Source organism: Cruoricaptor ignavus (assembly GCF_900141665.1).
Lineage (GTDB): Bacteria > Bacteroidota > Bacteroidia > Flavobacteriales > Weeksellaceae > Cruoricaptor > Cruoricaptor ignavus.
This window is the reverse complement of record NZ_FQYI01000006.1, coordinates 146987-158604: the sequence shown is the minus strand read 5'-3', so window position 1 is coordinate 158604 and position 11618 is coordinate 146987. Positions and strand designations below refer to the sequence as shown.

12 protein-coding genes and 1 pseudogene are annotated in these 11618 nt (G+C 45.1%); 5 read left to right on the top strand and 8 right to left on the bottom strand.

Annotation, left to right across the window (positions count from 1 at the left end):
- Window positions 1-152: pseudogene (locus BUB43_RS11620) on the bottom strand (IS982 family transposase); the annotation flags it as partial.
- 127 nt (window positions 153-279) lie between these two features.
- On the opposite strand from BUB43_RS11620, the gene BUB43_RS07640 reads away from it, so the two are divergent.
- The 3 genes from BUB43_RS07640 to BUB43_RS07630 all read left to right on the top strand — a co-directional run bounded on the left by BUB43_RS07640 (window position 280) and on the right by BUB43_RS07630 (window position 3354).
- Window positions 280-684 carry a hypothetical protein gene (locus BUB43_RS07640; RefSeq protein ID WP_143154069.1) on the top strand — a complete coding sequence of 135 codons (405 nt, stop codon included), beginning with the start codon at window positions 280-282 and terminating at the stop codon, window positions 682-684.
- Window positions 685-1171: 487 nt separating this feature from the next.
- The gene (locus tag BUB43_RS07635; protein WP_073179847.1) at window positions 1172-1411 is read left to right on the top strand and encodes a hypothetical protein; all 240 of its coding nucleotides are present in this window, start codon (window positions 1172-1174) and stop codon (window positions 1409-1411) included.
- A gap of 566 nt (window positions 1412-1977) precedes the next feature.
- Complete coding sequence (locus BUB43_RS07630; protein ID WP_073179845.1) at window positions 1978-3354, top strand: trigger factor; 1377 nt, start codon at window positions 1978-1980, stop codon at window positions 3352-3354.
- Window positions 3355-3402: 48 nt separating this feature from the next.
- On the opposite strand, the gene aceA is transcribed toward BUB43_RS07630, so the two are convergent.
- A complete protein-coding gene (gene aceA, locus BUB43_RS07625) occupies window positions 3403-4689 on the bottom strand; it encodes an isocitrate lyase (RefSeq protein WP_073179837.1) in 1287 nt (428 codons plus the stop codon).
- A gap of 34 nt (window positions 4690-4723) precedes the next feature.
- Window positions 4724-6292 carry a malate synthase A gene (gene aceB / locus BUB43_RS07620; RefSeq protein ID WP_073179830.1) on the bottom strand — a complete coding sequence of 523 codons (1569 nt, stop codon included), beginning with the start codon at window positions 6290-6292 and terminating at the stop codon, window positions 4724-4726.
- Window positions 6293-6398: 106 nt separating this feature from the next.
- Between aceB and BUB43_RS07615 the strand changes: the two genes are divergently transcribed.
- Window positions 6399-7865: a helix-turn-helix domain-containing protein gene (locus tag BUB43_RS07615; RefSeq protein WP_073179828.1), complete on the top strand. Its 1467-nt coding sequence runs from the start codon at window positions 6399-6401 to the stop codon at window positions 7863-7865.
- Here the strand turns inward: BUB43_RS07615 and BUB43_RS07610 are convergent.
- Both BUB43_RS07610 and BUB43_RS07605 read right to left on the bottom strand, forming a co-directional pair.
- Window positions 7862-8452, bottom strand: a complete 591-nt coding sequence (locus BUB43_RS07610; protein WP_073179826.1) for a DUF3109 family protein — start codon at window positions 8450-8452, stop codon at window positions 7862-7864. The genes BUB43_RS07615 and BUB43_RS07610 overlap by 4 nt on opposite strands.
- On the bottom strand, window positions 8449-9360 hold the full coding sequence (locus tag BUB43_RS07605) for a DUF6427 family protein (protein ID WP_073179825.1): 912 nt from the start codon (window positions 9358-9360) through the stop codon (window positions 8449-8451). Before BUB43_RS07605 ends, BUB43_RS07610 begins: the two co-directional genes overlap by 4 nt.
- A 42-nt stretch (window positions 9361-9402) precedes the next feature.
- Here BUB43_RS07605 and BUB43_RS07600 point away from each other — a divergent pair, with 42 nt between their 5' ends.
- The gene (locus tag BUB43_RS07600; RefSeq protein ID WP_073179823.1) at window positions 9403-9633 is read left to right on the top strand and encodes a hypothetical protein; all 231 of its coding nucleotides are present in this window, start codon (window positions 9403-9405) and stop codon (window positions 9631-9633) included.
- Between the two features lie 55 nt (window positions 9634-9688).
- Here BUB43_RS07600 and BUB43_RS07595 read toward each other — a convergent pair whose 3' ends face one another.
- The 3 genes from BUB43_RS07595 to BUB43_RS07585 form a co-directional block, all read right to left on the bottom strand.
- Window positions 9689-10126, bottom strand: a complete 438-nt coding sequence (locus BUB43_RS07595) for a universal stress protein (RefSeq protein ID WP_073179822.1) — start codon at window positions 10124-10126, stop codon at window positions 9689-9691.
- Window positions 10127-10168: 42 nt separating this feature from the next.
- A complete protein-coding gene (locus tag BUB43_RS07590; protein ID WP_073179820.1) occupies window positions 10169-10774 on the bottom strand; it encodes a fumarylacetoacetate hydrolase family protein in 606 nt (201 codons plus the stop codon).
- A 72-nt stretch (window positions 10775-10846) separates the two neighbouring features.
- The gene (locus BUB43_RS07585; RefSeq protein WP_073179818.1) at window positions 10847-11611 is read right to left on the bottom strand and encodes a 3'-5' exonuclease; all 765 of its coding nucleotides are present in this window, start codon (window positions 11609-11611) and stop codon (window positions 10847-10849) included.
- Between the last annotated feature and the right edge of the window lie 7 nt (window positions 11612-11618).

The following is an 11618-nucleotide window of genomic DNA, read 5'->3' as shown; positions in this document are numbered from 1 at the left end:
TCAATGGACTTAAATTCAGCCAAAATAATCAAGCCAATCAACTCTATATCAGATAGTTTTGGTTTTATAGGTTTAAAATAAAAATCTTCAGTTTCGGAAATGTCTCTTAAATTATTTAAAATTAAGTTGTAACTTGCCTCAAGGTTGCTCATAATTGTATTTGATTGGTAGTCAATACAATATACTAATTTTTAGTCACTTGAGCAACCTATTTTATAATGCACTACGGGTTTTACATTTAACATTTATGGTGAAAGTGGTTGCTAAGCATTAAATTCTTTGAAAAAACTACTTGTCATTTGCATTTTGGTATGCTCATCTGCTCAGGCACAATACACCAAATATTCAATACGTAATATCGGAACTATAACTATTTCCAACGATCTGGAACCAAGAGGTGGTTCCTACAAAAAATTTTTGGATGAGGTTTCTAAGCAAATAGTTGTCAAACAGGATGCTGACAGGGTGGTGTTTCAGCAGAAAGGCTTGAATGAATTTACCGAAAAAGGTTTCTCGGAATATGTGAGAGTTATTATTGAAACAGAATATGGCAGACCTGGCGATTTCGAGAAAAGCACCAGAACCGCAGCACTTCCATCAAGTGAATTGACCGTGCTAAATAATGAAACCCGAAATTATATCAGTCAATCCTTCCGTGGCACTGGACTGAAACTTTTGAAATGAAAAGGTGCATCTGCAATCAAAATTAATGGTGTTTTCGCTCTGAAAATATCATATCTCAGGCAGCTGAATGATAATCCGCCGGTTACTGTAAATATGTATCACTTTCCTAACAACGACAGGGCGTACACCATCACATTGTCCTTCCGTCAAAATAAAGCAGCAGTATGGTAGTCAAAAATGAATAATATGATCAGCAGCTTTGTGCTGACAAATGTGCGTTAAAGATTATAAAATAAACAATTTTGCTTACTTTTACAGGTATGGAAGCGGCAAAATTAAAGGGAATTCCTGCGCACGTATTTCTTAAGAGAGAAATGAAGAGAAGGGGGTTTAGCCAAAGGAATCTGGCATTGATAGTAAACGAACATCCGCAAACACTTAACTCCATTCTGAAAGGTAGGTGAAGAATTCCGGTTAGTTTAGCTCTGAAAGTCGAAAGGGCAATCGGCATAGAAGAGGGCGCTCTATCCGTCCTGCAAACATTGATTTGTTCAGCGATGTACCGTATGGCACAATAGATTTTGTTGAGATAAACAATTATTTAGAGGAGGTATTCTCTTATGTGGATCCCCACCAGATTGCGGCGGCTTTAGGAAAATTGTACCGGATAGGAAATTCCTGGGATGAATCCGTGAAGCTGGATATTTTTTATACCGATGACTTCATTTTTGAACGGTGGAAATTGATGGAATTAGAATGGCATCAGTTAAAGAGATTGCCGCAATGAAGATGGAGGTAGTGCAGAAGCGGAAGAGAAAAGGATTTCTGGGATTTGCATAAAATTTTGGAGGAGGTGCCCTTAAAAAATCTAATTGCACTGCACGAAAAAAGGTACCCTTACCATCATGATAAGAGTTTGCTGGTTAAAAGCTTTCAAACTTTACAATTGCAGACAACGAACCAGATCCCATATGCCTTGAAGGAAAATATAGAGAACTGATAAAGCTGGATTTGCCGGAAGTAGCTAAAAATGTTTGAGCTGTGGCTGGAATTTCCTTCATTTTTCATCTCCATCTCTTCCCCACCATTGTAATCATTGGTGCTTTTAAATGATAGCTGATGACAACTTTAAATTTATTAATTGATTGATTTCAGCCATTTACTTATATTAGGTTTTCATAATAGATCATTCGTCTCTCCCTGTGGGTCTACTCAATCACTCGCAACGCCTTGATTTTCAGGGCGTTTTTATTTATTTCACTAGCAGAATTTTATTATCTGATATCCGATTGATATTTTTGAAGAAAGATAATTGAAAAAATCATTATTTTTGCAAACTAAAATTTTGAACATATGAATGTTACAGCTACTAATCATGACGATGTCAGCGCTAAGTTGACCGTGACGATTGATAACGCAGATTATAAAGATAAAGTTGAAAAGCAGCTCCATAACTATGCGAAAAATGCACAGGTCCCTGGTTTCCGCAAAGGAAAGGTGCCGATGAGTATGGTGCGCCGCCAGTTTGAGGCTAATGCGGCGCTGGAAGAAATCAACAAGCTGGTTTCCGAAGCTGTAAATAACTATATTTCTGAGAATAATCTGCGGCTCGTAGGCCAGCCGGTCCCCAATCCTGTGGAAGATTTTGATTACAAAAAGGATCAGCTGAGCGTTGAATTTGAAGTTGGTTTTGAACCGAACATCACGATAGACCTTGCAAAATATGAGGCGCCGTATTTCAAGGTGGAAGCTTCTGATAAGGAGATCAATACCTCGATAGAAAATATGCAGAAGCGCTTCGCGGAGCAGGTTCCGCAGGAAGAAATAGGCGAGGAATCTTTCGTCAACCTAGAAATTCAGCAGGTGGTGGAAGATGATGCGGAGGGAGAGCATCACCACGCTCCAAAAAACGCCACGATAAATGCGCAGACTAAAGAGGCTTTTGAGCTGGTAAAAGGTAAAAAGATGGATGAGGTTTTCCGGATTTCAAAAGAAGAATTGGTTAACAATGAAGATCTTGCGAAGCAGCTGGGTTTCAGCAAAAATGAGGTTGATCATCTACATCATAATGAGCTGGAAATCAAAATTAAAGATTTTTACGGCCTGAAAGATCACGAGCTGAATCAGGAACTTTTCGATAAGGTTTATGGTGAGGGCAACATTGCGTCCGAAGAAGCTTTGAGGGAAAAAGTAAAATCCGAGCTGGATGAGTATTTCCAGCAGAATGCCGATGTGCATTTCGTGAACAAAATTCTTGAGCAAATTGTAAAAACAGAAGAAATACAGCTGCCTGAAAATTTCCTTGTGAAGCATCTGATGTTTACCAACCAAAATGTAACCTCCGAGCAACAGGCACGCGAAATTCTTGAAAGGGAAAAAGACCAGCTGAAATATCAGATCATCGAGGGTAAGCTGATGAATGATAATGAGGTAAAGATCGATTACAGCGATGTTCTGGAGCAAGCGGAGCAGTTGGTGAGAAACCAGATGGCGATGTATGGCATTCACAACCTGGCGGATGAAGAAGTTCAGAAATACGCAGTGGAGATCTTGAAAGATCAGAACCAGCTGCAGCAGATTTCCAGCGAGGTGGCGATGGCCAAGCTAAAAGATGTAATTCTTGAAAAGGCAAAAAAAAATGAAAAAGCCATCTCCCACGATGAGTTCCTAGAAGAGATAAAAAATAAAGTGGAGGATACAGCTGACAATGCTGAAACTTCAGGAAACTAAAAAAACCGCCTCAAAAGAGGCGGTTTTCATTTTGAAAAGAGGCAGTTTTTAGTGGAACTGCTCGGTTTCAGTGGAGCCTGCCATCGCCTTTACCGACGACTGACCTGCAGTGACCACAGTCTGGATTTCATCAAAGAAAGATGTACCCACGAAGTTTTGGTGTTTTACGGCGCGGAACCCTTTTTCCTGAAGTTTGAATTCTCTCTCCTGCAGTTCGCTGTAGCCTGCCATTCCGCGGTTTTTGTAGGATAGGGCCAGCTCAAACATTGAGGTGTTCAGCGCGTGGAAACCGGCAAGCGTGATGAACTGGAATTTATAGCCCATTTTAGCAAGTTCCTCGCGGAATGTTTCCATCTCCGGAACGGAAAGCTTTGCCGCCCAGTTGAAAGAAGGCGAACAGTTGTAAGCAAGCATCTTCCCAGGGAATTTTGCGTGGATACCTTCAGCAAATCTGCGTGCCTGCTCTAGGTCCGGGTTGGAGGTTTCCATCCAGAGCAGGTCGGCATACGGCGCATAAGACAGCCCGCGGTCGATGCCTTGCTCCACTCCGTTTTTCACGCGGTAAAAGCCTTCAGAAGTTCTTTCACCGGTGATAAATTTGTGGTCTCTCTCGTCGATGTCGGAGGTGAGGAGGTCGGCAGCATCCGCATCAGTCCTGGCGATTAGCACGGTTGGTACTCCGCAAACATCCGCGGCAAGCCTTGCAGCAATCAGCTTATTGATGGCCTCCTGAGTAGGTACAAGAACCTTCCCGCCGAGGTGTCCGCATTTTTTCGCAGAAGAAAGCTGGTCTTCAAAGTGAACGCCTGCAGCGCCGGACTCAATCATTTGCTTCATAAGCTCGTAGGCATTCAGGTTGCCGCCAAAGCCGGCTTCAGCATCCGCAACGATTGGAACGAGGTATTCTTTCCGCTGGTCCTCGCTTACCCCGTTTACGCTTTGTATTTGATCAGCACGGAGCAATGCGTTGTTAATTCTTTTCACTACTGCAGGTACGGAATTAGCAGGGTAGAGCGACTGGTCCGGATACATCTCACCGGAAAGGTTGGCATCTGCCGCTACCTGCCACCCGGACAGGTATATCGCCTCGAGCCCGGCATCCACTTCCTGAACCGCCTGGTTGCCTGTAAGCGCTCCCAGGCCAGCTACGAAGTCTTTCGAATTTAGCTTGCTCCAAAGCGTTTCAGACATTTTGGTGGCAATGGTGTAGTCCAGCTTATAGGAGCCTCTAAGTTTCAGCACATCCTCCGCGCTGTACGGTCTTTCCACGCCTTTCCATCTCGGGCTCTCGTTCCATTCCTGCTGCAGTTTTGCAGCTTCATCCTTGTTGGTCATTTTATAAATTATTTTATGTTAAAATATGGTTGATTTAAATATATTGGTAGGCTTTAGTGGTGAGGAATTCCTCAAAATCATCATCCAGAACCAGCTCGTTAAAAAGCTCAGTGGCGAGTTGGAATCTGCCGTTTTCGAAGCGCGATTCACCAACATAATCCTTTATTTTTTCTAATTCCTCATTTTCCCATTCTTTCACTATTTCAGGGCTAAGGATTCTTCCATCGTCCAGCTTGGCATTGTTTTTCAGCCATTGCCACACCTGGGTGCGGGAAATTTCGGCTGTGGCAGCATCCTCCATGAGGTTGTAGATTGCTGCGGCGCCGGCTCCCATAAGCCAGGATTCGATGTAGAGGATGCCTACATTGATGTTTTCGCGAACGCCCTTCTCGGTGATGGTTCCTTGAGGAATTTCCAGCAATTGCTCCTCGGTGATTTCTTCCTGAGAAATAGGCCTGTCGATCTGGTTTTTTTCTGGCATCTTGTCATTAAAAACTTCCATTGCTACCTGCACGAGCGCCGGGTGGGCTACCCAGGTACCGTCGTGCCCGTTATTTGCTTCGCGCTCCTTGTCTGCCCGCACCTTGGCGAAGGCGGCATCGTTCGCTGCATCATCACCTTTTACGGGGATCTGTGCTGCCATACCGCCCATAGCGTGTACGCCGCGTTTGTGGCAGGTCTGTACCACAAGCCTGGAGTATGCGCTCATAAATGGGGCAGTCATCGTTACCTGGCTGCGGTCCGGAACAATGAACTCCGGCTGATTGCGGAATTTTTTGATGTAAGAAAAAATGTAATCCCAGCGCCCGCAGTTCAGGCCGGCACTGTGCTCCTTCAGCGCGTGGAGGATCTCGTTCATCTGGAAGGCGGCGGTAATGGTTTCAATAAGCACGGTGGCTTTTATGCTGCCCTGGGGCACTCCGAGGTAATCCTGCGCGAAAACGAAAACATCATTCCACCACTGCGCCTCTGCGTAATGCTCCAGCTTGGGGAGGTAAAAGTAAATGCCTCCGCTGTCTTCTATGGCTTTTTTGGCATTTCTAAAGAAATAAATTCCGAAATCTACCAGCGAGCCGGAAGCGATTTTCCCGTCTATCTCGATATGCTTTTCGTTTAGATGCAGCCCGCGCGGTCTTACGAGCAGGGTGGCGGTTTTTTCGGAGAGTTCGTATTTTTTTCCTTTTTCGTTTTCGAAAGAAATCGTTTTTGCAACCGCGTCGGACAGGTTTTTCTGGCCCACCATACAATTTTCCCAGGTAGGGGAGTTGCTGTCCTCAAAATCTGCCATAAAGCAGCTGGCCCCGGAGTTCAGCGCGTTGATGATCATCTTTCTGTCCACCGGTCCGGTGATTTCCACGCGGCGGTCCTGCAGGTTTTCCGGAACTGGGGCGCACTTCCAGTCGCCGCTGCGGATGCTTTCGGTTTCGGGGAGGAAGGTAGGTTTTTTTCCGGCATCAAATTCTTTTTGCTTTTCTTCTCTTGCCCCGAGGAGCTCGAGGCGTCTTCCGTCAAACTTTCTGTGTAGCTCCGTGATAAAATTTGAAAGCTCTTCGGTGAAAATCTCGCTGTATTTTGCATCAGCCAGAATTCTAAAATCAGACATAGGATTAAAATTTTGAATGCGACAAATGTAGTTAAAAATATTCACAAACAGCGAATGTTCGCTAAATTTTATAAAAAGTTTTTTGGTACATTTGCATCTTGCATTTATGACAGATAGCGAGTTTATAAGAATTGTCTTCGGGCTGAAAGTACGGCAGTACAGGCAGAAGCTGGGACTTTCGCAACAGCAGCTAGCAGGCGGTACGGGGCTTTCCAAATCTTACATTAATGAGATAGAGAGCGGGAAAAAATATCCAAAGCACGAAAAAATTGTCCAGATCGCGGATGCCCTAGCAGTATCATACGACCAGCTGGTATCCACGAAGCTGGATAAGAGCCTGGAGCCCCTGGCGGAAATCCTCCGCTCAGATTTCTTCAAGCAGATACCGCTGGAGCTTTTCGGTATCAATAAAATCAACCTTATCTCCATCGTGAGCGAGGCGCCGAAGGATGTCACGGCTTTCATCAACACCATTATTGAGATATCGCAGAATTACAACCTCAGCAGGGAAGATTTTTATTTCGCCGTGATGCGTAGCTATCAGGAGCTGCACGAAAATTATTTCCCCGAGATAGAAGAAAAAGCATCGGCTTTCTTTGCAGAAAACCAGCTCCCTTCAAAGCCTTCCGCGGAAAAGCTTAGGGAAATTTTAACTGAAAAATTTCATTACAAGATCACGGATCAGGATTTCCAGAAATTCGGCGCTACGGGCAAGCTGCGGTCGCTCTATTTCCCCGACAATAAGCTGCTGATGATGAACGAACTTCTGGATGAAAACCAGAAGGCCTTCATCCTCGCGAAGGAAATCGGATACAATGTCCTGGGCATCTCCGCGCGGCCGAGCACCTACTCCTGGCTGGATTTTTCCAGCTTTGATGAGCTGCTGGGTAATTTTTTCTCCTCCTATTTTGCGGGCTGCTTGCTGATTTCCAAAAGTGATGTACTGCCGGAGCTATCCGCCTTTTTTGAGGAAAAGCAATGGGATGCTCGGAAGTTTTCTTCGATGATGGCAAGATTCACGGATTCCCCGGAGACTTTTTATTACAGGCTTACCAATCTATTGCCGCAGGAGTTTGGGTTTAAGGATATTTTTTACCTCTGTTTTACGAAGAAAAAAAAATCTGATAATGTGAAGATTATCAAAGAAATGCATTTGAACAGGAAGCAGTCTCCCCGCTCCAGCGCGGTGAACGAGCATTACTGCAGGAGGTGGGTGGCGGTGAAGAACCTGGGCAGTTTGCAGCGCCGCGGACAGTATTCGGACATCCAGATATCCAATTATGCGGAAAGCGGCAGGCGCTATCTCGTGATCTCCACCTCGGAGCAGAATCCCTTCTCAGACGGTACCAACCGCAGCTACTGTATCGGGATCCTTATCAACCCTGCGGTGCAGAAAAAAATCCGGTTCCTGAAAGAAGTCCCCGAGGTAAGCGTAGGCACCACCTGCGAATACTGCCCGATCCAGAATTGCGAAGTGCGGCAGGTGCCGGCGGTACGCCTGGAGAAGGAAAAATTTAATGAGGAGCTGAAATCTGCGATCGAAAAAATTAAAGAGACTGCAGATCCGGATTAATTTTTCTTTCCGAACTCCCGGTGCCATTCTTCTGCGGCATCGCTTAGTGTTTGGAAAAAATCCTCCCCGTATTTCCTGATTATCGGCGTTTTCAGGAATTTGTAAACTGGCACCTTCAGTTCCCTTCCCAGGGTGCAGGCATCGCTGCAGATAGGCCATTCGTGATAGTTCAAAGCGGTAAAAGTGCGGTATTCTGTCACGCGGATCGGGTATAGGTGGCAGGAAATCGGCTTCTGCCAGCCGACAGCGCCGTCTTCAAAGGCCTTCTCGATACCGCATTTCGTGATGCCATTCTCATCAAAAGTCACATACGCGCACTCTCTGCCCTCTACCATCGGCGTTACAAAATCGCCATCCACAGGGTCGGTAGTCCAGGTGCCCTGAGCCTCCAGCGCCTCAATTCCTGCGGGGGTGAGGTAGGGTTTTATCTTTTCGAAAATGTTCTCTAAAATTTCGGATTCCTCCTTCTGCAGCGGGGCTCCCACATCGCCCTCCACACAGCAGGCGCCTTTGCATTTGTGCAAATTGCAGACGAATTCTTCGCTGAAAATCTCTTCAGAAATCAGTTTGTCATCAATCTGGATCATATGATCTTTATTAATTTGTAAGTTTCTGCTCTAAAAATTACTAAACTCAAAACAATCAGCCAGAGGCAGGCTTCTTTCATCCAATATTTCGGTAGGAACCACAGCATCCGGCTGAGAATTATGGAAAACGGCAGCGCAAGCAGAAGCAGCAGCTCAAAATGATAGCCCATGTACAAGAAGATGCTCACAAGCTGCGCCCCAGTGAAGGTGAGAAGGAAAGTGTATTTGTAGCGGCTGGAGGGGCTCTTTTCGCTGTAGTGCCGGAAGTGATCCAGCAGGGCGTAGATGCCCATCAACAGCAGGGGCGCGAGGCAGGCGATCGGGCGGAAGTCAGAGATAAAATTTTGCTCCGGGATTGGGAAATAGTCGTAATTTATTTCATTTAAACCAAAAAAATAGGCGATGCAGAAGTAGCTGCCCAGCGTGAGCGCGATCCCGAAAAAAAGCCTCAGCAGATTGAGCCCTATCCGGCGCGAAGTGGCGACAATGTGGATGACGAGGAACAGGAGCATCGGCCACGCGGCAGGCAGGAAAAGGTAGCCAAGGCACTGAACTACCCCCGCCAGCACATAATTTTTCCGGCTGATGTTGTCATCCGGATTGGTGAGCATCAGCAGCAAAAATGAGTTGGTGAATAGCGCTGCGGAGATACCGATATCCAGCCCGGGACTATAGAATGCGAAGATGAAAAATGTGTACAGAAACAGCGGCAGATGCGTACTGTAAGTAAGGTTCATCTGAAAAAAAACATAATACCCCAGCGATGCACCGCATAATGCGATGATGGAGGATGTGAGGTTTAAGTAATTGAAATCCAGTATGTTGAACCCGATGAGCATCAGCAGCAAAAAACCGATGTAAAAGGGAATTGAAAAAATTGTTGACTCTTTAGAGAGCAGTTTAAACATTTATTTCTAAATTTGTGCAAAGTTAATTCAAAACCTAAAAAAATGACTTCATTCTGGCTTGCTCTGAGCAATTTCTTTAAGTGGACCTTCGGATTTTTCGACTTTGCCGGTTATGTGTTGAACTGGATTCTTTTCCTCGCGGCATCCGCAATCTTCATCTACTGGTGCTACACGCTGGTTGTAACTTTGGGTAACAACAAAGACAAGGAATATTTTTCGCCAACTGAAGGGAAGCACCCATACTACGATCCTGAAATTTATAAGAAAAATTAATCCAAAAAAATAACGCCACATCCCAAGATGTGGCGTTCAGGTTTCAATACTCTGGTTAACTGTGCATCGGGATTACCAGCACAGGAATTTTGGAATCCCTCGTCAAAGATTTTGTAAGGCTGCCCACGAAAACATCGTACATATTGCTTCTGCCGTGGCTTCCCATCACTATGTAGCTCGCCGATTTTTCTGCGGCGTATTCCAGGATGATGTCTTTCGCAATGCCCTGCTTCAGAAGGTGCTCGCAATCCACGCCAAAACCTTTGATTCTCTGCTCAATATCGCTCAGCATCTTCAGTTCTTCGCGAACTTCCATCTGCTCAATTTCCGGGAAATACTGAAATCCCATATCGCCGATTGCAAAGCCGATGTCTGACGGCGTTACATGAATCAGGCAAATTTTTCCGTTGATATCCTTCGCGAAATTCACGCAACTTTCAACGAGCAAATCGGTTTTTGCGCCGAAATCGATGGGCAAGATGATGTTTTTCATAGCACTGAATTTTGGTTAAAATTAATGAAATTCCGCCAAAAATCAAAATATCCGAATGTCCAAAACCTTCTCATTTTCCAGAAATCCTTGGAGCATATCGCCTTCGGAAATTTTCCCAACACCTTTCGGTGTGCCGGTAAATATCAGGTCGCCGGCTTTCAGCGTGAAAAATTTTGAAGCAAATTCAATGATGTCTTCCGGCTGAAACATCATCAGCGATGTGCTTCCCTGCTGCACGGTTTCACCGTTTTTCAGCAATGAAAAGTTTAGGTTTTTCAGGTTTAAATTTTCCTTCGGAAAAAATTGGGAAACTACCGCACTTCCGTCGAAAGCCTTCGCTAATTCCCAAGGTAAACGCTTGGTTTTCAGTTGGTTCTGAAAATCTCTCGCCGTGAAATCTATTCCCAGACCTATCTCGTCGAAATGCTTTGCCGCGTTTTCTTTCAGGATGTATTTTCCGCTTTTGGAAATTTTCAGCACCACTTCCAGCTCGTAATGGATTTCCTGCGAAAATTCTGGGATGTAGAAATCATTTCCCTTTAAAACCGCGGTATCAGGCTTGATGAAAATCACCGGGTCTTCCGGAATTTCATTGCCCAGTTCCTTTGCGTGATCGGCGTAATTTCTGCCAATGCAGATGATTTTCATTTTCTTCGTATGATTAAAGATTAATAATTTAAGAATTGAAAATTAAAAATATCCAACTCTGTTTCCTTTTTCTCAAAACTTGCTTCGCAGCTGAATTTTGGTGAAAATCTTCTTAGTATATAGCGGGAAATCAGCGTTTTGCAGCCAGCCAAAATAGCCCGGGTCTTTCGTGAAAATATCCTTCACCCTCATCCCTTTGTATTTCCCGAACGCAAAAATTTCCTGCCCAGCTTTGTCGAAATGTATCATTCCGGCAAGGTCGGCAAATTTCTGATGGTGCGAGAATTCGCTGAGCGCATTCACATCCTTCGGCAGATCAGGATAATGCCCAACCTGTGCATCCAGGATTTCGAAAGTTGCCTGCACATCGGCTTCCGCAGAGTGTGCGTTTACCAGCTCTTTTCCACAGTAAAACCGGAATGCCGCCGAAAGATTTCGCGGTTCCATTTTGTGAAAAATCGTTTGTGCATCCACCAGTCTATGCTTGCTCAAATCGAAATCATAGCCTGCGCGAAGCAATTCTTCCGCAAGAAGCGGCACATCAAACCTGTTGGAATTGAAGCCTGCCAAATCGCTGCCGGAAATCATCTCCACAATCTTCGGCGCAATTTCGCGAAAAGTCGGTGCATCCTTCACATCGTCGTTCGTAATGCCGTGAATTTCAGTAGCTTCCGCAGGAATATACATTTCCGGATTTACCCGCCAGGTTTTCATTTCGCGTGAACTGTCCGGGTTTACTTTCAGGATGCAGATTTCCACAATGCGGTCTTTGCCGATGTTGTTTCCGGTAGTTTCCAAATCGAAGGTGCACAGCGGCCTGTGGAGTTTTAGGTTCATTAAGGTT

What these genes read in the sequence shown, in the direction of transcription:
- BUB43_RS07630 (WP_073179845.1), top strand. Translation starts at nt 1,978, where the DNA reads ATGAATGTTACAGCTACTAATCATGACGATGTCAGCGCTAAGTTGACC.
- aceA (WP_073179837.1), bottom strand. Translation starts at nt 4,689, where the DNA reads ATGACCAACAAGGATGAAGCTGCAAAACTGCAGCAGGAATGGAACGAG.
- aceB (WP_073179830.1), bottom strand. Translation starts at nt 6,292, where the DNA reads ATGTCTGATTTTAGAATTCTGGCTGATGCAAAATACAGCGAGATTTTC.
- BUB43_RS07615 (WP_073179828.1), top strand. Translation starts at nt 6,399, where the DNA reads ATGACAGATAGCGAGTTTATAAGAATTGTCTTCGGGCTGAAAGTACGG.
- BUB43_RS07610 (WP_073179826.1), bottom strand. Translation starts at nt 8,452, where the DNA reads ATGATCCAGATTGATGACAAACTGATTTCTGAAGAGATTTTCAGCGAA.
- BUB43_RS07605 (WP_073179825.1), bottom strand. Translation starts at nt 9,360, where the DNA reads ATGTTTAAACTGCTCTCTAAAGAGTCAACAATTTTTTCAATTCCCTTT.
- BUB43_RS07600 (WP_073179823.1), top strand. Translation starts at nt 9,403, where the DNA reads ATGACTTCATTCTGGCTTGCTCTGAGCAATTTCTTTAAGTGGACCTTC.
- BUB43_RS07595 (WP_073179822.1), bottom strand. Translation starts at nt 10,126, where the DNA reads ATGAAAAACATCATCTTGCCCATCGATTTCGGCGCAAAAACCGATTTG.
- BUB43_RS07590 (WP_073179820.1), bottom strand. Translation starts at nt 10,774, where the DNA reads ATGAAAATCATCTGCATTGGCAGAAATTACGCCGATCACGCAAAGGAA.
- BUB43_RS07585 (WP_073179818.1), bottom strand. Translation starts at nt 11,611, where the DNA reads ATGAACCTAAAACTCCACAGGCCGCTGTGCACCTTCGATTTGGAAACT.